We start from the raw sequence: 24,432 nt of genomic DNA on the forward strand, positions 1-24,432 counted from the left end.
ATCACTGCGGGTTGGCACGGGTGCTGGAAAGCAACGTTTTCAAGCTGGCAGCCTTCGGCTTGACCAACCAGAAACGGCGCAGGTAATCATCGAGGTTCTCGGCGAGTTCACGACCCCACTCGCTGTCGGTTTCCTCGACGTACTCGTTCAGCACGCGTTGCAGGTGGCTACGGTAGGCTTCCATCGCCTCGCCGCTGATCCGCTGGATTTCCACCAGTTCGTGGTTGACCCGGTCAACGAAGGTGTTGTCCTGGTCGAGCACGTAGGCGAAACCGCCGGTCATGCCAGAGCCGAAGTTGTAACCGGTCTTGCCCAATACGCAGACGAAACCACCGGTCATGTACTCGCAGCAGTGATCGCCAGTGCCTTCCACGACGGTGTGGGCACCGGAGTTACGCACGGCGAAACGCTCGCCCGCGGTGCCGGCGGCAAACAGCTTGCCGCCAGTGGCACCGTACAGGCAGGTGTTGCCGATGATGGCACTGTCCTGGGTGCGGTAGACACTGCCCTTCGGCGGAACGATCACCAGCTTGCCGCCGGTCATGCCCTTGCCGACGTAGTCGTTGGCATCGCCTTCAAGGTACATGTGCAGGCCGCCGGCGTTCCACACGCCGAAGCTCTGCCCGGCCGTGCCTTTGAAGCGGAACGTGACCGGCGCGTTGGCCATGCCCTGGTTGCCGTGCTTGCGCGCGATTTCGCCGGAGATCCGTGCGCCGATGGAACGGTCGCAGTTGCAGATATCCAGGTCGAATTCAGCGCCGCTCAAGTCGTTGATCGCCGAGGTGGCCATGTCGACCATTTTCTCGGCCAGCAGGCCCTTGTCGAACGGCGGGTTGCGTTCAACGCCACAGAACTGCGGCTTGTCCGCCGGCACGTGGTCGCTGCCCAGCAACGGGGTCAGGTCCAGGTGATGCTGCTTGGCGGTCTGGCCTTCGAGGACTTCCAGCAGATCGGTACGGCCGATCAGCTCTTCGAGGGAGCGCACACCCAGCTTGGCCAGCCACTCACGGGTTTCTTCGGCGACGTAGGTGAAGAAATTCACCACCATGTCGACGGTACCGATGTAGTGATCCTTGCGCAGCTTCTCGTTCTGGGTCGCGACGCCGGTGGCGCAGTTGTTCAGGTGGCAGATGCGCAGGTATTTGCAGCCCAGGGCGATCATTGGCGCAGTGCCGAAGCCGAAGCTTTCAGCGCCGAGGATTGCCGCCTTGATCACGTCGAGGCCGGTTTTCAGGCCGCCGTCGGTCTGCACCCGCACTTTGCCGCGCAGGTCGTTGCCACGCAGGGTCTGGTGGGTTTCGGCCAGGCCGAGCTCCCACGGAGCGCCCGCGTACTTGATCGAGGTCAGCGGCGACGCGCCGGTGCCGCCGTCGTAGCCGGAGATGGTGATCAAGTCCGCGTAGGCCTTGGCCACACCGGCGGCAATGGTGCCAACACCGGCTTCTGCTACCAGTTTCACCGAGACCAGTGCCTTCGGGTTGACTTGTTTCAGGTCGAAAATCAGCTGCGACAAGTCTTCGATCGAGTAGATGTCGTGGTGCGGCGGCGGCGAAATCAGGGTCACGCCCGGCACTGCATAACGCAGCTTGGCGATCAGGCCATTGACCTTGCCGCCTGGCAGTTGACCGCCCTCGCCTGGCTTGGCGCCTTGGGCAACCTTGATCTGCAGCACTTCAGCGTTGACCAGGTATTCCGGGGTTACACCGAAACGACCGGTCGCCACCTGCTTGATTTTCGAGCTCTTGATGGTGCCGTAGCGCGCCGGGTCTTCGCCGCCTTCGCCGGAGTTGGAACGCGCACCGAGGCGGTTCATGGCTTCGGCCAGGGCTTCGTGAGCTTCCGGCGACAGGGCGCCCAGCGAGATACCGGCGGAGTCGAAGCGCTTGAGCACCGACTCCAGCGGTTCGATTTCGCTCATATCCAGGGGAGTGTCGAGGGTTTTGACTTTCAGCAGGTCGCGGATCATCGACACCGGACGGTTGTCCACCAGCGACGTGTATTCCTTGAACTTGCTGTAGTCGCCCTGCTGCACAGCGGCTTGCAGGGTGTTGACCACGTCCGGGTTGTAGGCGTGGTACTCGCCACCGTGGACGAACTTCAGCAAACCACCCTGCTGGATCGGCTTGCGCGGGCTCCAGGCTTCGGTGGCCAGCGCTTTCTGCTCGGCTTCGATGTCGACGAAACGCGCACCCTTGATGCGGCTCGGCACGCCCTTGAAGCTCAGGTTGCAGACTTCCTCGGACAGGCCGATCGCTTCGAACAGTTGTGCTCCGCGATAGGAGGTGATGGTCGAGATGCCCATCTTCGACAGGATCTTGAGCAGGCCCTTGGTGATGCCTTTACGGTAGTTCTTGAACACCTCATAGAGGTCGCCCAGCACTTCACCGGTACGGATCAGGTCGCCCAGCACTTCGTAGGCCAGGAACGGGTAAACGGCAGAGGCGCCGAAACCGATCAACACGGCGAAGTGGTGCGGATCGCGAGCGGTCGCGGTTTCCACCAGGATGTTGGAGTCGCAACGCAAGCCTTTTTCGGTCAGACGGTGGTGCACCGCGCCGGTAGCCAGAGAGGCGTGGATCGGCAACTTGCCCGGGGCGATGTGACGGTCACTCAGCACAACCTGGGTACGACCGGCGCGCACGGCTTCTTCAGCCTGATCGGCCACGTTGCGGATCGCCGCTTCCAGACCGACGCTTTCGTCGTAGTTGAGGTCGATGATCGCCCGCTCGAAGCCCGGACGATCGAGATTCATCAGCGAGCGCCACTTGGCCGGGGAAATGACCGGCGAGCTGAGGATCACGCGCGAAGCGTGTTCCGGCGACTCCTGGAAGATGTTGCGCTCGGCACCGAGGCAGATTTCCAGCGACATGACGATGGCTTCGCGCAGCGGGTCGATCGGCGGGTTGGTGACCTGCGCGAACTGCTGGCGGAAATAGTCGTACGGCGTGCGCACGCGCTGGGACAGCACGGCCATCGGCGTATCGTCGCCCATCGAGCCCACGGCTTCGTAGCCCTGCTCGCCGAGCGGACGCAGCACCTGGTCGCGCTCTTCGAACGTGACCTGGTACATCTTCATGTATTGCTTGAGCTGATCGACGTCGTAGAACGCCGAACCGTGGTCGTTGTCTTCCATGGTCGCCTGGATGCGCAGGGCATTCTTGCGCAGCCATTGCTTGTACGGGTGACGGGACTTCAGACGGTTGTCGATCGCATCGGTGTCGAGGATCTGACCGGTTTCGGTGTCCACGGCAAAGATCTGGCCCGGGCCCACACGGCCCTTGGCGATCACGTCTTCAGGCTGGTAGTTCCAGACACCGATTTCCGAGGCCAGGGTGATGAAACCGTTCTTGGTGGTGACCCAACGCGCCGGACGCAGACCGTTACGGTCGAGCAGGCACACCGCGTAGCGACCGTCGGTCATTACCACGCCGGCCGGGCCGTCCCACGGTTCCATGTGCATCGAGTTGTATTCGTAGAACGCACGCAGATCCGGGTCCATGGTCTCGACGTTCTGCCACGCAGGCGGAATGATCATCCGCACGCCACGGAACAGGTCGATGCCACCTGTGACCATCAGCTCCAGCATGTTGTCCATGCTCGAGGAGTCGGAACCGACGCGGTTGACCAGCGGGCCGAGTTCTTCCAGGTCCATCAAGTCGTTGGTGAACTTGGTGCGACGAGCCACGGCCCAGTTGCGGTTGCCGGTGATGGTATTGATCTCGCCGTTGTGCGCCAGGAAGCGGAACGGTTGAGCCAGTGGCCATTTCGGCAAGGTGTTGGTGGAGAAGCGCTGGTGGAACACGCAAATCGAGGTTTGCAGGCGCTCATCGCTCAGGTCCGGATAGAAGGCGGTCAAGTCCGCCGGCATCATCAGGCCTTTGTAAATGATGGTCTTGTGGGAAAAGCTGCAGACGTAGTGGTCGGTGTCGGCGGCATTGGCCACGGACGAGCGACGACGGGAGGTGAACAGCTTGACGGCCATGTCCTGATCGCTCAGGCCTTCACCACCGATGAACACTTGCTCGATCTGCGGCAGGCGCTCAAGGGCCAGGCGACCGAGGACGCTGGTGTCGATCGGCACTTTGCGCCAGCCGACCAGTTGCAGACCGGCGGCCAGGATCTCGCGGTTCATGTTCTCGCGAGCGGCTTCGGCCTTGACCGGGTCCTGATTGAAGAAAACCATGCCCACAGCGTATTGCTTGGGCAGTACGACGCCGAACGTTTCCTGGGCGATGGCACGCAGGAACACGTCCGGCTTTTGAATCAGCAGACCGCAACCGTCACCGGTCTTGCCGTCGGCATTAATCCCACCGCGGTGGGTCATGCAGGTCAGGGCCTCAATGGCCGTTTGCAAAAGGGTATGACTGGGCTCGCCCTGCATATGGGCTATCAGGCCGAAACCGCAGTTATCCTTGAATTCATCTGGTTGGTACAGACCTGCTTTCATAGACACTTTCTCACCAGGCTGCTTCTCGCGAAGCAAATTTCTTTTCAATTCAACCACTTACCAACCGCGCCGAACGTACGCCAGCTTTGCGGGGGCAAAAGGGAGGTCATTGTACACACCGACACAGAGGCTCACAAATTTGACGACGAAATGTCGCAAATCTATGTCGCATTTGTGAAAGGTTTAAAGCGATCTGCTGTGCTAGTCAAAACTTTTTTTAATTCTGACCGCAACGACTCAAAGACTACTGTGACGCAGACACCACAAGGCACGCAGCCCGGAAGGTTGCGCGCACTTGTAGAAATTTTGAGGTGCTTGGAGAGGCGGCCTGGGTAAGGCCGCCGAATCTTCAGCGAGTTGTTGCCAGTTCCTGTTGGACGCTGGCGACAGTGCGAGGCCAAGGTTTACCAGCCTGAACCTTCGCTGGCAAGGCCTTGATGGCGGAAACGGCTGCATCACGATTGGCGAAGTTGCCGTAGGTGATCACGTAGAGCGGCTTGCCATTGAGGACTTTCTTGAAATAACGGTACTCGCCGCCCTGCTCCTTGACGAAGCTTTGTGCGGCAGTTTCGGAGCTGGTGCCGAGGATTTGCACTACATAGTTACCCGGTGCCTGTCCGGCGTACCAGGTGCCGCCAGCGGCCTTGGCCGCCGGAGCCGGTTTCTCGGCAGGCTTGGCCGCGGCAACGGCTGGCTTGGCTGGTGCTGGCTTGGCCACTGGAGCAGGCGCTGGTACAGGCGCTGGCTTGGCGGTGGCGACCTGAGTCGGCGCAGGCGTCGGCTTGGCCGCTGGTGTCGGCGCAGGGCCGGCAGGAACGCCCACAGGCGGCGCAGTAGTGGTCACGGTCGGCGGAGTGGCGCTGGAGCCTTCAACCGGCACGCCGTCGTCACCCTCGGTAATGCCACCTGCCGCTTCAGCCAGCGGACCGCGCATGACCGGTTGCGAGTTGCCGACCAACGGCAACGGCATCGGTTGCGTGTTGCCAGCGAATTCTACGGCCGGAGCGCCGCCATTCGCTGTTGGCTGACCCTGGCCAAGCGGCAGTTGCGCCTGTTCATTGGCCGGCGCACCGGTGGTCGGTGCCTTGTTGCGACCTGGAATCAACCAGGCGGCAGCTACCGCGACCACGACCACGGCGGAAATCGCCAACACGTGTTTCTTCGGCATATTGAACCCCATTTTTGGACGCTTGACCGCTGAGCGGCTGGCGATCATGGCTTCGATCATTGCATCGCGGGCGACCTGATTGATGCTGCCAGGCCAACCTTCGGAGCTTTCGTGAATATCAGAGATCTGATCCGCGGTGAAAAGTTCGATACCGCGACCAGCGCCTTCGAGACGCTGCTCCAGATATTCGCGGGTTTCCTCTTCGGTGTAGGGCTGCAGCTCGATGACGTGGAAACGCTCTTCCTCGAGATGCAAAGCCTCAAGCTGAGCAATCAGCGAGGTCTCACCGAACAGGAACACATGTGGACGGCCTTCCGGCGCACCGGCAGCCAGGATCATCAGAGCCTCAAGGGCGGACTCGTCGAGTTGTTCGGCGTCATCGACCAGCAGATAGACTTCCTGCCCGGTCAGTGCAAGCTGCACCACCTGGGCCAGAATAGCGTCGGCATCAGCCTGGCCGACGTTCAACGCCTGGGCCACCTGACGCAATACCCCGGCCGCATCGCCGGCGCCGCGGGCAGAAACCACCACGCTTTGTACCGATTGCTTGTTGGTGCTGGCGACCAGAGCCTGACGCAACAGGGTCTTGCCACTGCCTTCTGGGCCAGTGACCACCAGCAGCAACTGACTGTATCGGGCCAGGTGATGCAGTTGTCCCAGCACGGGTTTGCGCTGGGCCGGGAAAAATTTGAAGCCAGGCACCCGTGGAGCAAAAGGGTCATGACTCAACTGGTAATGGCCGAGGAAGGCCTCGTCGGCATGCAAACTAGTCATTGTGTTCTTATTAACCTTTAAGCTGAGCCAGGGCGCGGTAGTCTGCCCCCAGCGTGGCCTGTAGAACCTCTTTCGGATAATCGTCGGTCACCACCGCTTCACCCATGTGGCGCAGCAGCACCAGGCGTAAACGACCGTCGATCACTTTTTTGTCAATGGACATATGTTCGAGGAAATCGGCTTCTGTCATTTCTTCTGGCGGAACGACCGGCAGCCCCGCACGCTGGAACAGACGAATGCCGCGATCGCGCTCCTGCTCGCTGATCCAGCCGAGGCGCGCGGACATTTCCAGCGCCATTACGGTGCCAGCAGCCACAGCCTCACCATGAAGCCACACACCATAGCCCATGTGGGTTTCAATGGCGTGGCCAAAAGTGTGGCCCAGGTTCAGGGTGGCACGCACGCCTGTCTCTTTCTCATCGGCACCGACCACTGCCGCCTTGGCCGCACAGGAACGCTCGATGGCATAGGTCAGGGCTTGCTGGTCCAGATTGCGCAGGCGATCGACGTTGTCTTCGAGCCAGGTCAGGAACGGCTCATCACAGATCAGCCCGTACTTGATGACTTCGGCCAGCCCGGCGGACAGCTCGCGCGCCGGCAGGGTATTGAGGCTGGCGGTATCGATCAGCACCACGTTCGGCTGATAGAAGGCGCCGACCATGTTCTTGCCCAGCGGATGGTTGATCCCGGTCTTGCCGCCCACCGAGGAGTCGACTTGCGACAGCAGCGTGGTCGGAACCTGGATGAAATCGACGCCGCGCTGGTAGCAGGCGGCGGCAAAGCCGGCCATGTCACCGATCACACCGCCGCCAAGGGCGATCACCGTGGTGCGGCGGTCATGCCGGGCGGTCAGCAGACCATCGAAAATCAGTTGCAGGGTTTCCCAGGTCTTGAAGGCTTCGCCGTCGGGCAGTACCACGGAAATCACCGAGAACTGCGCCAGGCTGCGGGTCAGACGCTCGAGATAGAGCGGCGCAACAGTCTCGTTGGAGATGATCGCTACTTGCCGTCCGCGAATGTGCGGGGCCAGCAGCTCGGGCTGATCCAACAAACCTTCGCCAATATGAATCGGGTAGCTGCGCTCGCCTAGATCGACCTTGAGTGTCTGCATGTGTCCCCACAGTGAAGATGGAATCAGGCGTACTGCCTTGAGTTAACGAATATCCACGGCCTCTGCTGGTGTGACGCCGTTCGGTAGCCATCCGCCACAACCTCGAACGGTCATGGCGGGACGCCGAGGATAGCGCATTTCGCGCGGCGCTTTAACGGGGTGGCAACTGCTGCAGACGCTCTAGAATGTCGAGTACGACCATTCGTGGCGGCCGCTCATCGGTTTCGACCACCAGGTCGGCAATTTCCCGATAAAGCGGATCGCGGATCGCCAGCAGATCCCGCAGGGTCTTGGCTGGATCGGCGGTGCGCAGCAATGGCCGATTGCGGTCGCGGGACGTGCGGCCGACCTGCTGCTCGACTGACGCATGCAGATAAACCACCCGCCCACCGGCATGCAGTGCCCGACGATTGGCTTCGCGCATGACCGCGCCCCCGCCTGTCGCCAGCACCACACCGTCGCAATCGCACAGCTCGGCAATCATTGCCTGCTCGCGATCACGAAAACCCGGTTCGCCTTCCTTATCGAAGATCCAAGGGATATTGGCGCCCGTGCGCAATTCAATTTCCTTATCGGAATCTTTGAATGGCAGGCGCAGCTCTTTGGCCAGCAACCGGCCGATGGTGCTTTTTCCAGCACCCATCGGTCCAACAAGAATCAAATTTCGCACAGAATCAATGACTCACAGCAATCGCCCGATTATTCATGATACGCGGAGTGAGGAATACCAACAGCTCGGATTTTTTCTCCGAAACCACATCACGCCGGAAAAGGCGGCCAAGATACGGCACATCGCCAAGAAATGGCACCTTATCTACAACCTTGCTCTGAGTATTTGAGAAAACACCACCAATGACGATGGTCTCGCCATCGTTGACCAGGACCTTGGCGTTGACTTCGTTTTTCTTGATGGGGGGTACATCCTGAACCTTGTTCAGGTAGTCCGGTTCGTCCTTGGTCACCTTGACTTCCATGATGATCCGGTTGTCGGGCGTGATCTGCGGTGTCACTTCCAGCGACAGCGAAGCCTCCTTGAACGACACCGAAGTCGCGCCGCTGGAGCTGGCTTCCTGATAGGGAATCTCTGTGCCCTTAAGGATTTTGGCGGTCTCCTTGTCGGACGTGACCACCTTGGGCTGGGAGACGATTTCCCCGTTGCCGGTTTTCTCCATGGCCGTCAGCTCCAGGTCCAGCAAGACGTTATCGGTGATGAAGGCGATGCCGATTCCCGAGGTGTTGTTGGCTACGCCCATGTCGACGAACGGTGAGTTGGTGCTGGTACTGCCGGGCGTGCCAATGGTCGATGACCCATTGAGTCCATTGCTGACGCCGGAGGTGTTCCAGTTGCCCTTGTTCTGTATCGAACCACCCCAGCGCACCCCGAGGCTTTTGTCATAGTCGACGTTGGCTTCGACAATGCGCGCCTCGATCATCACCTGACGCACAGGGATATCCAGCTGCGTGACGATCCTGCGCAGCTCATCCAGCCGGTCCTGGGTCTGGTAGGCAATGATGTTGTTGGTGCGTTCATCGACGGTGATTGATCCCCGTTCGTCGGGTTTCGCTTCGGCACTGGTCACCGACTGGAAGAGCTTGGCGATATCCGCCGCCTTGGCGTAATTGACCTGCAACAGCTCCCGACGCAACGGCGCCAGATCGGCAATCTGCTTTTGCGATTCGAGCTCCTGACGCTCACGGGCAGCAATTTCATCGGCCGGCGCAACCAGCAGGACATTGCCGACCTTGCGCTTGTCCAGCCCCTTGGTTTTCAGCACCAGATCCAGCGCCTGATCCCACGGCACGTTCTGCAAGCGCAGGGTAATTCCCCCCTGGACCGTGTCGCTGGCCACCAGATTGAGGTTGGTGAAATCGGCGATCAGTTGCAGCACCGAGCGCACATCGATGTCCTGGAAGTTCAGCGATAGCTTCTCGCCACTGTAGGCCTGTTGCCCGGCTTTGCGTTTTTGCAGTTCGTCGACCGTCGCCGGGCGAACGCTGACCGTGAGCTTATTGTCAGTCTGATAGGTCGAGTAATCGAACGTGCCGCCGGGCTCAATGCTGATGGTGGCTCGATCGCCGCTCGCGCTGGCATTGACGAACTGCACGGGCGTGGCGAAATCCTTCACGTCCAGGCGCACGCGCAATCGCTCGGGCAATAAGGTCTTGGCAAATCCGACGATGATCCTGCCTTCGCGCTCTTGTATGTCGGGCGCAATCGATGGATCCGACAAGTCGATCACCACGTTGCCTTCGCCCTGGGTCCCCCGCTGGAAATCCACACCCCGAATGGCCTTGCCCGCCGTCGCGACGGCTCGTGCCGGAACCGGCGTTGCTACCGCCGCCGGCCTGGATATCGACGGTTTGACTCCCTGCCCGACAACAACCAGCAGATTGTTACCTTCTATTCGCGAGTCGTACGGGGCCGGCTGGGTCAGGTTGATGATCAATCGCGTACGGTCCCGGGCTTCCACCACCGTCGCACTTCGGGCATTTCCACTGCCCAGATCGTGAGTCTTGCTCGCCAGCTGACTGGCGACACCCGGCAAATCCAGGGCAATCCGGGCTGGCGAATCCGTCGTGTAGCCGTGGGGCACCGGGGGCGGCGCATCGAACGACAACTTCAACTCGACACGGTCACCCGGCAGCGCTGCGACATCCAGCGCCTTGAGATTGGCCGCTTGTACCATCGGCGACAACAACGCTATCCATAGCGAAAGGCCGACGGTGGAAAGAATCCTGTTCATTATTGGAGTTCCACTATGAGTGCTCTTTCAAAGGGATGGTCCGGGGACGCTCCAGCCACGCACCCTGACCATCGGGGACAATTTCAACCATATCGACTTGAGAGCCACTGATCGCAACGATCCGTCCGTGGTTACGCCCCAGGTAATCGCCGACTTTCAGCCGGTGCACCCCACCCGCCCCCCGCAGCAGGGCATAGGAGCCCGTTGCATTGGAAAGGGTGCCGACCATTTCAAACTGCTCGATGTTGAAGCCTTCGAGGTATTGCTTGACCCGACCCGGGTCGGGCTTGACGTTACCCGAACCCCGCCGCCGGGCCGCCAGATCGGTGCTGATCTGCGGCGAAAACGGGCTGCGCAGATTCGCCGCGTTGTAAGTGAATGCAGGGTAAGACTGGAATACTGGCGTTGGTTCAATCTTCCCTGGCCCTAGCAGGCGCATTTCGTTCATGTACGCGTCCAGATCGGTGTAGTCATCCCCCCCGCCACAACCGGACAGGGCAGACAGCAATACCACCACCGAAAAACTACGTGCCGGGCTCATTGATGCTGTCCCTTGTCGTTGTAGCGGTAGGTCTTGGCGAGGATGGTCAAGCGCAGTTTCGGACCACCCTCAGGGCTGACAGGAGCCAGATCGAAATCGTGCAAGGTAACGATTCGCGGCAACCCGGCCACACCACTGACGAAGGTGGCCAGGTCGTGGTATTCCCCGGTGACCGTGATCTGGATCGGCAGTTCGATGTAGAACGGCTGGGCCACCTCCGGCAGCAACTTGATCTCTTCGAACTCCAGGCCACTGCCGAGGCCCGTACGCGTGATGTCTTCGAGCAAGCCGGGCACTTCGGTATCGCTGGGCAGTTGCCGCAACAGCACGACGAAGGTGTTCTCCATCTCTTTCAACTGCCGGGTATAGAGATCCAGGTTCGCCGCCATGCGGGCCTTGCTGGCGAACTGCTCCTTGAGTGTCGACTCTTCCTCGCGCTTGAGATCGAGCTGGCTCACAAGGTCGCGGGTGGAAAAGTTATAGCCAAAGGCCATCACCAGAAACACGAGCAAGGCGGCCACCAGACACTTGATCGCCGGCGGCCAGGCGCCCATGTTGCTGGTATCCAGATCATTGATGTCGATCTTGCGCACCCCTTCAAACCATTCGGACAGACTCATTTGCCCCCCTCCGGTGTTGCGGGTTGAGTCTGGCGGACGGTCAACTGGAAGACGTTTGCCTGCTCCAACTGGCCGGCAGCCGTGGCCTTGACTTCGCTCAGGCTCGGCGCCTCGAACCAGTCTGATGCCTCGAGGTTGCGCATCAATTCTGAAACGCGGTTGTTGGATTGCGCGGCACCGGTGATGGACAAGGTCTTTGCGGTCATTTTCACTTCGGTGAAATACACGCCGTCGGGCAGGGCTCGCGCCAACTGGTCAAATATTCGCCCGCTGATTTGGCGATTGCCTTGCAGGCCCTGGATGACAGCCATGCGCTCGACCAATTGCTGACGGCGCGCCTTGAGATCATTGATCTGGCTGATTCGATCATCGACCACGGCGACTTGCTTGCCGATGTAATCGTTACGGGCGACTTGCTGGTCGATGGCACCGCTAATGACCTGGTTCGCAACCAGCACCGCCCCCATCGCGCCCACCATTGCCGCCACCAGGACCAGCAGGAAGCGCTTGCGGCGGACTTCACGTCGCTCCTCGCGCCAGGGTAAAAGGTTGATCCGTGCCATCAGTCGAAGCTCCTGAGGGCCAGACCGCAGGCGATCATCAACGCCGGCGCATCACTAGCCAAGGCAGCGCCATTGACCTTGCTGCCCAGAGTCATTTCGCAAAACGGGTTCGCGACCTGGGTCGGCGTACCCAATTGCTGCTCGATCAAACGGTCCAGCCCCGAGATCGACGCCGTACCGCCGGCCAGCAGGACATGGTCGACGGCGCTGTACTGGCCGGAAGCAAGGAAGAAGTGCAACGAGCGCGACACCTGCTGCACCAGCGCCTCTCGAAATGGCTGCAAGACCTCAGCGGCATAGTCATCCGGCAACCCGCCCTTCTTTTGCGCCAGCCCCGCCTGCTCCAGCGTCAGGCCGTAGCGACGCTGGATTTCCTCGGTCAGTTGCCGACCGCCGAACAGTTGTTCGCGGGTGTAGATAATCCGCCCGTTGTGCAGCACGCTCAGGGTGGTCATGGTGGCGCCGATGTCCACCACTGCGACCGTCAAAGGTTTCTCGGAAACCGCGAGTCGACTGGCCAGAAGTTCGAATGAACGCTCCAGCGCGTAGGCCTCGACATCGACCACGCGGGCGGTCAGCCCCGCCAGGGCCAGGGCGGCCTCGCGGACTTCGACGTTTTCCTTGCGACAAGCGGCGAGCAGCACGTTGACGCGCTCGGGATTACGCCCGGAGGTGCCCTGGACTTCAAAGTCGATCGCGACTTCGTCCAGGGGATAAGGAATGTACTGGTCAGCCTCGATTTTCAGCTGGCTTTCCATTTCGTCTTCGCAAAGACCGGCATCCATCTCGATGGTCTTGGTGATCACCGCTGAGCCCGCCACGGCCACGGCCACGTTCTTGAGGGCGGTTCTGGCCTTGGCCAGCGCGCGAGTGAGGGCCAGCCCCACACCTTCGAGCTCGGCGATATTCTTTTCGATCACCGCGCCGACCGGCAATGGTTCGACCGCATAGGCCTCGACCCGGTAGCGCTCACCCTGACGGCTCAACTCAAGAAGTTTCACCGAGGTGGAACTGATGTCGATTCCCAGCAGCGTATTGGATTTTTTCTTGAAGAGTCCTGGCACTACCAATTCCCTATGACTTTCCGTGAGTTACGGACTCTGCAATGTCCATTGCGTTCAATCCACCCGTCTTGACAGCAGCGCCAGCCACGCTCCCGATCAGAAAAATGCTTATAATGCCCAGCGTTTTTTTCCGCTTTTTGCTCAAGCGCGGGTCGTTCTCGTTTAGCCTGAACCCTGTTGCCCAATTCATTTTTTACCCTGGATATCCAAAAGCCTTGATTCGTCTGCTGAAGTTTTTCGGTTGGTCCATCGTCGCGGTTTTCTGCGGACTCCTTCTGGGTCTGAGCGGGGCGTACCTTTACCTTAGTCCCGGACTACCGTCCGTGGAGGCGCTGAGAAGCATCCAGTTGCAGATCCCTTTGCGGGTCTACAGCAGCGATAACAAGTTGATCGCAGAATTTGGCGAAATGCGCCGTACACCGATCCGTTTCGCCGACATTCCCCCCAATTTCATCAATGCGTTACTAAGTGCTGAAGACGACAATTTCGCCAACCACTACGGCGTCGATCCGAGCAGCCTGATGCGTGCCGCGACCCAACTGGTCAAAAGCGGACACATCCAGTCCGGCGGCAGCACGATCACCATGCAGGTGGCGAAGAACTTCTTCCTGACCAGCGAACGCAGCTTTTCACGCAAGACCACCGAGATCCTGCTGGCCCTGCAGATCGAACAGCAGCTGACCAAGGACGAGATCCTCGAGCTGTACGTCAACAAGATCTATCTGGGTAACCGCGCCTACGGCATCGAGGCGGCGGCGCAGGTCTATTACGGCAAATCGATCCGCGATGTCAGCCTGGCGCAGATGGCGATGATCGCCGGCCTGCCCAAGGCGCCGTCGCGCTTCAACCCGCTGGCCAACCCGGCGCGCAGCAAGGAGCGTCGCGACTGGATCCTGGGGCGCATGTACAAGCTCGGAAAAATCAGCGAGGCCGACTACACCGCTGCAGTCAACGAGCCACTGAACGCCAGCTATCACGTGCCGACCCCGGAAGTGAACGCCCCGTACATCGCCGAAATGGCCCGTGCCGAAATGGTCGGGCGTTACGGTAGCGACGCGTATACCGAAGGCTTCCGCGTCACGACCACGGTACCGAGCGACCTCCAGGAGCTGGCCAACACCGCGGTCCACGAAGGCCTGATGACCTACGACCAGCGTCACGGCTATCGCGGGCCAGAGTCGCGGCTGCCGGGCAAGACCCGCGAGGCCTGGGCAACCGAGCTGACCAAACAACGCATCATCAGCGGCCTGGAACCGGCCATCGTGACCCAGGTCGACAAGACCGGCCTGCAGGTACTGACCCGCACCGGCCAGGAACACGTGAACTGGGACACCATGAAGTGGGCCCGGCCGTTCCTGAACACCAACAGCATGGGCGCCAACCCGAAACAACCCTCGGACGTGGCCCAGGTCGGCGATCTGATTCGCGTGCAGCGTCAGCCGGACAATTCGCTGAAGTTCAGCCAGATCCCGCAGGCCCAAGGCGCTCTGGTGTCCCTGGACCCGCAGAACGGCGCCATTCGTTCGCTGGTCGGGGGCTTCGCCTTCGAGCAGAGCAACTACAACCGTGCATTGCAGGCCAAGCGCCAGCCGGGCTCGAGCTTCAAACCGTTCGTCTACGCCGCCGCACTGGATAGCGGCTACACCGCCTCCAGCCTGGTGAACGACGCACCGATCGTGTTCGTCGACGAGTACCTGGACAAGGTCTGGCGCCCGAAGAACGACACCAACACCTTCCTCGGCCCGATTCGCCTGCGTGAAGCGCTGTACAAGTCGCGCAACCTGGTGTCGATCCGCTTGCTGCAAGCGATGGGCGTCGGCAAGACCATCGACTACATCACGCGCTTCGGCTTCAACAAACAGGACCTGCCACCCAACCTGTCCCTGGCACTGGGCACTGCGACCCTGACGCCAATGGAAATCGCCACCGGCTGGAGCGCCTTCGCCAACGGCGGCTACAAGATCACCCCGTACATCATCGACAAGATCGAAAGCCGCAACGGCGACACACTGTTCGTCGCCAACCCGCCGAGCGTGCCTCAGGGCGGCGCTGCCAGCGATGGCATTGCCGTGCCAGCCGCCCAAGCCTTCACGGTCAACGCAACGCCGGGCGAGGTACCGGGCACTACGCCGACACCACAAGCACCCGCCGTGGCCGAACGCATCGTTGATGGGCGCACCACGTACATCCTCAACAGCATGCTTGAGGATGTGATCAAGCTCGGCACCGGTCGCCGCGCGCTCGCCCTGGGCCGCCCTGACATTGCCGGCAAGACCGGTACGACCAACGAATCCAAGGACGCCTGGTTCTCCGGCTACAACGCCGATTACGTGACGACCGTGTGGACCGGCTTCGATCAACCGGAAAGCCTGGGTCGCAAGGAATTCGGCGGCACCGTCGCGCTGCCGATCTGGATGAACTACATGGGCGCCGCGCTCAAAGGCAAACCACCACATACTCAACCGGAGCCCGAAGGCATCCTCAGCCTGCGAGTCGATCCGATCAGCGGTCGCGCGGCCAGCCCGGGCACCCCGGGGGCCTACTTTGAACTGTTCAAGGTCGAAGATACGCCACCGTCCGGGAACGAGCTGGGCAACGGTCTGGCACCTGGCAGCCCGCTGCCGGCGGATGAAGCGGCGCCGATCGATTTGTTCTGATTGCAGGACCAACATAAAGCCCCGCTCTTCTGTAGAAGGCGGGGCTTTTTTGCATCCGGGTTTCCTGTCATATCGCCATCGCGAGCAAGCTCGCTCCCACAGGGGTACGCATTCCAATGTGGGAGCGGGCTTGCTCGCGAAGGGGCCATCAGAAACCCCACAAAACCTTCAGGCACAAAAAAGCCCCGACTCTCACAAGCCGGGGCTTTTCGTTGAAGCGCTACAACGGCTTAGCCGTTGAACACGTCATCCACGCTTTTGAGCGGGTAGTTCTTCGGATACGGCAGGGTCGCCACGCCGGTCTCGATGGCAGCTTTGGCCACGGCATCGGAGATCAGGGTGATCAGACGGGCATCCATTGGCTTCGGAATGATGTACTCACGACCGAATTCCAGCTTGATGCCGCCGTAGGCGTCGCACACTTCCTGAGGTACCGGCAGCTTGGCCAGTTCACGCAGGGCGTTGGCCGCAGCCACTTTCATTTCTTCGTTGATGCGCTTGGCGCGAACGTCCAGGGCACCGCGGAAGATGAACGGGAAGCCCAGTACGTTGTTGACCTGGTTCGGGTAGTCGGAACGACCGGTGGCCATGATCACGTCGCTACGGGTAGCGTGCGCCAGCTCCGGGGAGATTTCCGGATCAGGGTTCGAGCAGGCGAACACGATCGGGTTAGGCGCCATCGACAGCAGGCCTTCAGCACTCAGCAGGTTCGGGCCGGACAGACCAACGAACACATCGGCGCCTTGCAGGGCGTCAGCCAGGGTGCGCTTGTCGGTCGCGTGAGCGAACACAGCCTTGTACTGGTTCAGGTCGTCACGGCCGGAGTGGATCACGCCGGTGCGGTCGACCATGTAGATGTTTTCGATGTTGGCGCCCATGCTCACCAGCAACTTCATGCAGGAGATGGCGGCAGCGCCGGCACCCAGGCAGACGATCTTGGCTTCCGGCAGGGTTTTGCCAGCGATTTCCAGGGCGTTGATCATGCCGGCGGCGGTCACGATAGCGGTGCCGTGCTGGTCATCGTGGAATACCGGAATATCGCACTGCTCGATCAGAGCGCGCTCGATTTCAAAGCACTCTGGTGCCTTGATGTCTTCCAGGTTGATGCCACCGAAGGTGATGGAGATGCGCTTGACGGTGTCGATGAAGGCTTGCGGGCTTTCGGAGTCGACTTCGATGTCGAAAACGTCGATGCCGGCGAAGCGCTTGAACAGTACGCCCTTGCCTTCCATCACTGGCTTGGAAGCCAATGGGCCGAGGTTACCCAGACCGAGAATCGCGGTGCCATCGGAAATGACTGCAACCAGGTTGCCTTTGCCGGTGTACTTGTAGGCCAGTTCAGGATCGCGGGCGATCTCGCGTACTGGTTCGGCTACGCCCGGGCTGTAGGCCAGCGACAGGTCGCGAGCGGTAGCAGTGGCCTTGGTGAGCTCGACACTCAGCTTCCCTGGACGAGGATTGGCGTGATATTCGAGAGCGGCAGTTTTCAGATCAGACATTTTGGCATTCCGCTTTTTACTGTTGGACAGACTGGTCAGCGAGGATACGCGCCTCGCAAAGTCCCCACAAGACTGACTGGTCACCCCTGTCAAGCGCCCGGCCCTACGACTTTGGGCCAAGAGCCACGGCAGACAAGGGTTAGACTGTTCACAATCAGCGCAAAAAATGTCTACAATTTTTTATCACTGCACGACTTGAAACATCGCCGGGTCGGTCAAGGGCAACATCCAGCGCGCCTGACCTTCTTTCAGTCCGCCACGTCGCGAACGATCCAGCACCCAACCGCGCGCCTCGATCTGCTTGCCTTCGAGCCTTTCCAGCAAGGCCGTATCAAACCGCCCCAGCAGATTGGGTGCAACGCGCAATACAACCGAATCCTGTAACTCGATCCAAACCCCGCCACGATTGCGTTGAACCTTGCTCACACGACCGCTGAGCACGGCGAAACCGGAAGTGCTGATCTGCTCCGCCTTCAGTACAGGCGACTGGCGCCACACACCGAGCCCGGCCTGTCGAGCGCTGGTTTCTGCAGCTTGCTGACAGGCGACCAGATCGACATTTGGCGCCACGGCCACCTGAAAACCCAGGCCTTCGGCGAGCATTTGCGCTTCGAGGTTGACGCCATTGGCACCGTAGACATGAGCCAGGGTGCGGCCGTAATGGTCCTTGCCTTCTTTGCCAGGCAGCAAATCAACCTGCCCGTCGCTAGCCGCCACCAGGGCTTCGAGTCGCTTGCGCGCGACCACGGCGAACGGTTCGTCGGAACGGCCATTCTTGCCAAGCTCCGGCGTATTCAAGCCGATCATGCGCACACTGCGGCCATCGCTCAGGCGCAGGGTGTCGCCGTCCACCACCCGCTGCACCGCGACGGGCGCCAGGCCGCTGGGTGCCGGGCAAAATGCCTGGGCGCCGGATAGCCAAATCGCGGACATAAAAAAGGCGCCCGCGAGGGACGCCTTTTTCATCAGCATGGAAAAACCGGAACGGCTTCCCAAGTTGATTGGCCTTAGGCCTTTTTCGCGCCGAAAGCACCGAAACGGTCGGCGAAGCGCTGTACGCGGCCGCCAGTGTCCAGAGTCTTCTGCTTACCGGTGTAGAACGGGTGGCATTCGTTGCAAACGTCGATCGCCAGGGCTTTGCCGAAGGTCGAACGGGTTTCGAACTTGTTGCCGCAGCTGCAGGTAACAGCAACTGCTGGGTATTCTGGATGGATATCAGCTTTCATGGTGTCTTCCTCAGGCTAGCGTGCCGCCACCCAACACTATTGTTGAATACCGCACGTAATTAGGCCGCGGATTCTACCAGACAATGCCAATCACGCAAGCTGTCCCTGAGACCGACCGTCTGCTAGGCTCCCGGCCCAATACGCGATCCCTGTGGGAGCGAGCTTGCTCGCGATGAGGGTGTGTCATTCGGCATATGCGTTGCCTGACACGGCGCTATCGCGAGCAAGCTCGCTCCCACAGGGGGACATGCAACCCCGCTTTTATCTTCCGCTGATCGAGATCCCCCGCGTGCCCGACGCCATTTTGCGCCTCGCCCTGCCTTCGCCGCTGCGCCGCCTGTTCGACTACCGCGCTCCGGCTGGCGTCCTGCGCGCCCAGTTGCACCCCGGCATGCGCCTGCGGGTACCGTTCGGCCGACGGGAGATGATCGGTATTCTGGTAGAAGTCACCGACACCAGCGAAGTGCCGGTCGAGAAACTCAAGCCGGCCCTGGCCCTGCTCGACGCTACGCCACCGCTGCCGCCCGCGCTGTTCAAGCTGTGCCTGTGGACATCCCAGTATTACCAGCACAGCCTCGGCGACACCTTGAGCTGGGCGCTGCCGGTTTTACTGCGCCAGGGTGAATTAGCCGAAGCACGCCAGGAGCGCTTCTGGTCCGCCGCCCCTGGGGCCAGCCTCGACGATCCGCGCATCGCCCGCGCCCCGCGCCAGCGTGAAGCCCTGGCCACGCTGGCCCAACATCCCCATGGCGTCGCCCATCAATTGCTGAGCAAACTGATGCTGAGCAAGGACAGCCTGGATTTGCTGCTAGCCAAGGACCTGGTGCAGATCGAGATCCGCCGGCACGCCCCGGGCGCACGCCACGAACACTGGCTGGCGCAACCGGAACTCCCCCTAAACCCGGAGCAGCGCGCCGCCTATGAGGCGATTCGCGCCGGCTTCGACAGTTATCACGCGTTCCTGCTGGCCGGCGTCACCGGCAGCGGCAAGACCGAAGTCTATCTGCAGTTGATCCGCGAAACCCTCGAGGCCGGCAAGCAGGCGCTGGTGCTGATCCCGGAAATCAACCTCGGCCCGCAGACCCTGGCGCGCTTCGAACAGCGTTTCAATGCCCGTATCGCGCTGATCCATTCGGCGGTCAATGACCGCGAACGCCTCGAGGCCTGGCTGGCCGCGCGGGACGGTGAGGCCGACATCATTATCGGCACCCGCTCGGCCCTGTTCACACCGATGAAGAACCCCGGCCTGATCATCATCGACGAAGAGCACGACGGCTCCTATAAACAGCAGGAAGGTTTGCGCTACCACGCCCGTGATCTGGCATTGGTGCGGGCGCGACAGGAAAACATCCCGATTGTCCTCGGTTCCGCCACCCCTTCGCTGGAAAGCCTGCACAACGCCTACACCGGCCGCTACGGGCTACTGCGCTTGAACGAGCGAGCCGGCGGCGCCAAACAGCCGCGCTTCCTGCGTCTGGACGTGAAAAGCCGCCCGCTGGACAGCGGCATTTCCGGGCCGATGCAACAAGCCATCGGCCAGACTCTGGCCGCCGGACAGCAAGTCCTGGTGTTCCTCAACCGCCGCGGCTTCGCCCCGACCCTGCTGTGTCATGACTGTGGCTGGATGTCCGAGTGCCAGCGCTGTGACGCGCGAATGACCGTGCACCAGCGTTACGGCGAGTTGCGCTGCCACCATTGCGGCTACGTCGAACACGTGCCGCGCCAGTGCCCGAAGTGCAACAAGGTCGATCTGCGCCCCGTTGGCGCCGGCACCGAACGGGCCGAGGAGCGCCTGGCGATTCTGTTCCCGGACTATCCGGTGCTGCGGGTCGACCGCGACAGCACATCGCGCAAGGATGCGATGAACCAGTTGTTCGCGACCATTCAAAAAGGCCAGCCGTGCATCCTGATCGGCACGCAGATGCTTGCCAAAGGTCACCACTTTCCACGGGTGACGCTGGTGTCGATCCTCGACGCCGACGGCGGCCTGTTCTCCGGCGACTTCCGCGCCAGCGAGCGCATGGCTCAATTGATCGTGCAGGTCGCCGGCCGCGCAGGTCGCGCCGAAGAGCCGGGCAAGGTGATTATCCAGACGCACCTGGCCGACCATCCGCTGCTGGTGCAATTGACCGAGCAAGGCTATTTCGCCTTTGCCGAACAGGCCTTGAGCGAACGCCGCGCGGCCGGTCTGCCGCCGTTTGCGCACCTGGCGCTGCTGCGGGCCGAGGCGCATAAACCGGGTCAGGCCGAAGGCTTCCTGGATGAGGCTTGCAGCGAGGCGGAGCGTTTGCTGGCCGAGCAGAATCTGACCGGGATCGAGTTATTGGGACCGGTCCCGGCACCGATGGAGCGCCGGGCCGGGCGTTACCGTGCGCAACTGTTGGTACAGGCTACGGCGCGAGCACCCTTGCATCGATTGCTGGCCAGTTGGTTGCTGGTGCTGGAGCAGATGCCGAGCGGGCGGGCGGTGCGTTGGTCCTTGGATGTCGACCCCGTAGATCTATATTGATTTTGAGATCGCTTTCGCGAGCAAGCCCGCTCCCACAGTGGTTCTCGGGTGGAACTAAATTTTGTATCCACCTCAAAACCTGTGGGAGCGAGCTTGCTCGCGATGGGGCCCTAATTGTCACCACACATCCACATCCTGCCTGCTAAGGTTGGCAAGCCCGTCTTCGCAACGGATAATGCCCAGTTTTTCCACCAGCGCATGATGCGCCGCCGCGCCTGCGGTCGAAAGAGAAGACCATGAAAGACACCATTCGCCAGCTGATCCAACAAGCCATCACCCAACTCGTCAACGAAGGTGTGTTGCCTGAAGGCCTGTCGCCGGCGATCCAGGTGGAAAACTCCCGCGACAAGAAGAACGGCGATTTCGCCAGCAACATCGCCATGATGCTGGCCAAGCCCGCCGGCATGAAGCCCCGCGACCTGGCGGAAAAAATCATCGCCGCCCTGCCGGCTGACGAAAATGTCGCCAAGACCGAAATCGCCGGCCCGGGCTTCCTGAACTTCTTCCAGAACACCGACGCCCTGGCCGCACGCCTGGACGCGGCCCTGGCCGACACCCACATCGGCGTGCGCAAGGCCGGCCCGGTGCAGCGCACCGTGGTCGACCTGTCGGCGCCGAACCTGGCCAAGGAGATGCACGTCGGTCACCTGCGCTCGACCATCATCGGCGACGGCGTGGCCCGCGTGCTGGAGTTCCTCGGCGACACCGTGATCCGTCAGAACCACGTCGGCGACTGGGGCACCCAGTTCGGCATGCTGATGGCTTACCTGCAGGAAAACCCGATCACCAGCGACGAGCTGTCGGACCTGGAAAACTTCTACCGTGCCGCCAAGCAACGCTTCGACGAATCCGAAGAGTTCGCCGACCGTGCCCGTGGCCTGGTGGTCAAGTTGCAGGCCGGCGACGCCGATTGCCTGGCCCTGTGGACCAAGTTCAAGGACATCTCGCTGTCCCACTGCCAGAAGATCTACGAACTGCTCAACGTTAAACTGACCATGGCCGACGTGATGGGCGAAAGCGCCTACAACGACGACCTGATCAACGTGGTCAACGACTTGAAGGCCGCAGGCATGCTGGTCGAGAGCAACGGCGCCCAGTGCGTGTTCCTCGACGAGTTCAAGAACGCCGACGGCGACCCACTGCCGGTGATCATCGTCAAGGCTGACGGCGGCTACCTCTACGCCACCACCGACCTGGCGGCCGTGCGCTACCGTAGCGGCAAGCTCAAGGCCGATCGTGCGCTGTACTTCGTCGACCAGCGTCAGGCCCTGCACTTCCAGCAAGTGTTCGCCGTGGCGCGCAAGGCCGGTTTCGTGACCCATCCGATGGAAATGGAACACATGGGCTTCGGCACCATGAACGGCGCGGACGGTCGTCCGTTCAAAACCCGTGATGGCGGTACCGTGAAGCTGATCGACCTGCTGACCGAAGCCCAGGAACGCGCCTACACCCTGGTCAAGGACAAGAACCCGGAGCTGGCCGAAGCCGAGCTGCGCAACATCGCCAAGGTCGTGGGCATCGGCGCAGTGAAGTACGCCGACCTGTCCAAGCACCGCACCAGTGACTACAGCTTCAACTTCGACCTGATGCTCAACTTCGAAGGCAACACCGCGCCGTACCTGCTGTACGCCTACACCCGCGTGGCCGGCGTGTTCCGCAAGCTCGGCAAGGACTTCAGCGAAGTCGAAGGCCAGATCGTCCTCGAAGCGGCACACGAGCATGAACTCGCGGCGAAGCTCGCGCAGTTTGGCGAAATCCTGAACAACGTGTCCGAAAAAGGCACCCCGCACATCCTTTGCACTTACCTGTACGACGTCGCCGGCCTGTTCTCCAGCTTCTACGAGAACTGCCCGATCCTCGCCGCCGATACCCCGGCACAAATGCAGAGCCGCCTGCGCCTCGCCGCGCTGACCGGACGCACCCTCAAGCAAGGCCTGGAACTCTTGGGCCTGGAAACTCTGGAGCGTATGTAAGTTGGCTGCCAAGAAAAAACCTGCACCCAAGCGTGGCGCCAGCCGTTACCAAGCTCCTGCAAAGCAACCGATTCCGGGTTGGTTGTGGATGGTCATCGGCCTCACCGTCGGTGCGTTCCTTGTGTTCTTGATGAAACTGGAGCCGGGCAAGGGCAGCGACACGGTCAAGCGTGAAAAGGTTGAGCAACAGCAACAGCAGAAAGCCAGCAAGATCGCCGAGGCCAACAAGACCCCGCCGAGCCCGACGCAACCGGTGAAGCCGAAGTACGACTTCTACACCTTGCTGCCGGAATCGGAAGTCATCGTGCCGCCGGATGCCGTGCCGGAAAAAACCCTGCCGACGCCGCAAGTGCCTGCCATCCCGACCACGCCGGTCACCCCGGCCGAAGCGGCGAAGATCGACACCGCACGGGCCCAGGCTGCCTTGGCCGGGATTACTCCGCCTCCTGCACCACCGGTCAAGGCTGCGCCTGTGACGAAGTTTTTCCTGCAGGCTGGCTCGTTCCGCAAAGAGACTGATGCGGACAAAGTGCGGGCGCAGATCATCCTGCTGGGCCAGGCCGTGGCGGTTGAATCCGGCACGGTGAAAGACGAAACCTGGTATCGGGTTCTGGTCGGGCCGTTCAGCAACCGCGAGCAACTGACCACCGCGCAGAAACAATTGGCGGGCGCAGGCTTCAGCAATTTGTTGTTACAACAACGCCAGAGCCGCTGAATCCTCCCTGTGGGCACCTTGCTTGAGGTCGCCCACAACCCCTGTGGCGAGGGGGCTTGCCCCCGCTGGGGTGCGAAGCGCCCCCAAACCCGGACACCACGTTGCTTCAGACAAATCCGGGATACCGGTTTTACGGCCGCTGCGCGACCGAACGGGGGCGAGCCCCCTCGCCACAGTTATTGCACGCCATTCGTCCCCCGCCGCTTCCTTCAGTTGAAATCCTCTCCACCACCCCCATATGAATGGGCATAAGGCATTTTCGCCCCGCTGCGTGGAGACTCTTCCCTTGACCACCATCGTTTCAGTTCGCCGCCACGGCAAAGTCGTCATGGGCGGCGACGGCCAGGTTTCCCTTGGTAATACCGTGATGAAAGGCAACGCGAAAAAAGTTCGCCGCCTGTACCACGGTCAGGTCATCGCCGGTTTTGCCGGTGCCACCGCTGACGCCTTTACCCTCTTCGAACGCTTCGAAGGCCAGCTTGAAAAACACCAGGGTCACCTGGTGCGCGCCGCCGTCGAACTCGCCAAAGAATGGCGCACCGACCGTTCCCTGAGCCGCCTTGAAGCCATGCTCGCGGTCGCCAACAAGGACGCCTCCCTGATCATCACCGGCAACGGCGATGTGGTTGAGCCCGAAGACGGCCTGATCGCCATGGGTTCCGGTGGCGCCTACGCCCAGGCCGCGGCCAGCGCGCTGCTGAAAAAGACCGACCTGTCAGCCCGGGAAATCGTCGAAACCGCCCTCGGTATCGCCGGCGACATCTGTGTATTCACCAACCACACCCAGACCATTGAGGAGCAGGACTGCGCCGAGTAAGCCC

General features: G+C 61.2%; 17 protein-coding genes. 5 read left to right on the plus strand and 12 right to left on the minus strand.

Annotated features, from left to right (window positions below):
• Position 1: 1 nt before the first annotated feature.
• The 9 genes from gltB to AC1RDQ_RS11600 all read right to left on the minus strand — a co-directional run bounded on the left by gltB (position 2) and on the right by AC1RDQ_RS11600 (position 13,032).
• The gene (gene gltB, locus AC1RDQ_RS11560) at positions 2-4,447 is read right to left on the minus strand and encodes a glutamate synthase large subunit (RefSeq protein ID WP_492587315.1); all 4,446 of its coding nucleotides are present in this window, start codon (positions 4,445-4,447) and stop codon (positions 2-4) included.
• A gap of 349 nt (positions 4,448-4,796) precedes the next feature.
• Complete coding sequence (locus AC1RDQ_RS11565) at positions 4,797-6,389, minus strand: AAA family ATPase (RefSeq protein ID WP_492587317.1); 1,593 nt, start codon at positions 6,387-6,389, stop codon at positions 4,797-4,799.
• 10 nt (positions 6,390-6,399) lie between these two features.
• The gene (gene aroB, locus AC1RDQ_RS11570; RefSeq protein WP_057712349.1) at positions 6,400-7,500 is read right to left on the minus strand and encodes a 3-dehydroquinate synthase; all 1,101 of its coding nucleotides are present in this window, start codon (positions 7,498-7,500) and stop codon (positions 6,400-6,402) included.
• A gap of 151 nt (positions 7,501-7,651) precedes the next feature.
• Positions 7,652-8,170, minus strand: coding sequence for a shikimate kinase AroK (aroK, locus tag AC1RDQ_RS11575; RefSeq protein WP_057712350.1), 519 nt, complete (start codon positions 8,168-8,170; stop codon positions 7,652-7,654).
• 4 nt (positions 8,171-8,174) lie between these two features.
• Complete coding sequence (locus AC1RDQ_RS11580; RefSeq protein WP_492587319.1) at positions 8,175-10,244, minus strand: type IV pilus secretin PilQ; 2,070 nt, start codon at positions 10,242-10,244, stop codon at positions 8,175-8,177.
• 13 nt (positions 10,245-10,257) lie between these two features.
• Positions 10,258-10,785 (minus strand): pilus assembly protein PilP, encoded by a 528-nt coding sequence (locus tag AC1RDQ_RS11585; RefSeq protein ID WP_349734655.1) that lies wholly within the window; start codon positions 10,783-10,785, stop codon positions 10,258-10,260.
• Positions 10,782-11,405 carry a type IV pilus inner membrane component PilO gene (locus tag AC1RDQ_RS11590; RefSeq protein ID WP_349734656.1) on the minus strand — a complete coding sequence of 208 codons (624 nt, stop codon included), beginning with the start codon at positions 11,403-11,405 and terminating at the stop codon, positions 10,782-10,784. The genes AC1RDQ_RS11585 and AC1RDQ_RS11590 overlap by 4 nt, the downstream gene beginning before the upstream one ends.
• Complete coding sequence (locus tag AC1RDQ_RS11595) at positions 11,402-11,968, minus strand: PilN domain-containing protein (protein ID WP_349734658.1); 567 nt, start codon at positions 11,966-11,968, stop codon at positions 11,402-11,404. The genes AC1RDQ_RS11590 and AC1RDQ_RS11595 overlap by 4 nt, the downstream gene beginning before the upstream one ends.
• Positions 11,968-13,032, minus strand: coding sequence for a pilus assembly protein PilM (locus AC1RDQ_RS11600; RefSeq protein WP_349734660.1), 1,065 nt, complete (start codon positions 13,030-13,032; stop codon positions 11,968-11,970). Before AC1RDQ_RS11600 ends, AC1RDQ_RS11595 begins: the two co-directional genes overlap by 1 nt.
• Before the next feature lie 218 nt (positions 13,033-13,250).
• Here AC1RDQ_RS11600 and AC1RDQ_RS11605 point away from each other — a divergent pair, with 218 nt between their 5' ends.
• Complete coding sequence (locus AC1RDQ_RS11605; protein ID WP_492587502.1) at positions 13,251-15,689, plus strand: penicillin-binding protein 1A; 2,439 nt, start codon at positions 13,251-13,253, stop codon at positions 15,687-15,689.
• 230 nt (positions 15,690-15,919) lie between these two features.
• Here AC1RDQ_RS11605 and AC1RDQ_RS11610 read toward each other — a convergent pair whose 3' ends face one another.
• The 3 genes from AC1RDQ_RS11610 to rpmE form a co-directional block, all read right to left on the minus strand.
• Positions 15,920-17,188 (minus strand): malic enzyme-like NAD(P)-binding protein, encoded by a 1,269-nt coding sequence (locus AC1RDQ_RS11610; protein WP_008047852.1) that lies wholly within the window; start codon positions 17,186-17,188, stop codon positions 15,920-15,922.
• Positions 17,189-17,371: 183 nt separating this feature from the next.
• Positions 17,372-18,160: a thermonuclease family protein gene (locus AC1RDQ_RS11615; RefSeq protein WP_057712357.1), complete on the minus strand. Its 789-nt coding sequence runs from the start codon at positions 18,158-18,160 to the stop codon at positions 17,372-17,374.
• A gap of 35 nt (positions 18,161-18,195) precedes the next feature.
• Positions 18,196-18,414 carry a 50S ribosomal protein L31 gene (gene rpmE, locus AC1RDQ_RS11620; protein WP_008047849.1) on the minus strand — a complete coding sequence of 73 codons (219 nt, stop codon included), beginning with the start codon at positions 18,412-18,414 and terminating at the stop codon, positions 18,196-18,198.
• Between the two features lie 289 nt (positions 18,415-18,703).
• Between rpmE and AC1RDQ_RS11625 the strand changes: the two genes are divergently transcribed.
• The 4 genes from AC1RDQ_RS11625 (at position 18,704) to hslV (ending at position 24,428) form a co-directional block, all read left to right on the plus strand.
• On the plus strand, positions 18,704-20,923 hold the full coding sequence (locus AC1RDQ_RS11625) for a primosomal protein N' (protein ID WP_492587321.1): 2,220 nt from the start codon (positions 18,704-18,706) through the stop codon (positions 20,921-20,923).
• 236 nt (positions 20,924-21,159) lie between these two features.
• A complete protein-coding gene (gene argS, locus AC1RDQ_RS11630) occupies positions 21,160-22,896 on the plus strand; it encodes an arginine--tRNA ligase (protein WP_102672218.1) in 1,737 nt (578 codons plus the stop codon).
• Position 22,897: 1 nt separating this feature from the next.
• Entirely contained in the window at positions 22,898-23,611 is a 714-nt protein-coding gene (locus AC1RDQ_RS11635) for an SPOR domain-containing protein (protein WP_057712359.1), read from the plus strand.
• A gap of 286 nt (positions 23,612-23,897) precedes the next feature.
• Positions 23,898-24,428 (plus strand): ATP-dependent protease subunit HslV, encoded by a 531-nt coding sequence (gene hslV, locus AC1RDQ_RS11640; RefSeq protein WP_007975582.1) that lies wholly within the window; start codon positions 23,898-23,900, stop codon positions 24,426-24,428.
• The last annotated feature ends 4 nt before the right edge of the window (positions 24,429-24,432 follow it).

It is taken from the genome of Pseudomonas sp. GW823-FHT02E01, from assembly GCF_058797535.1.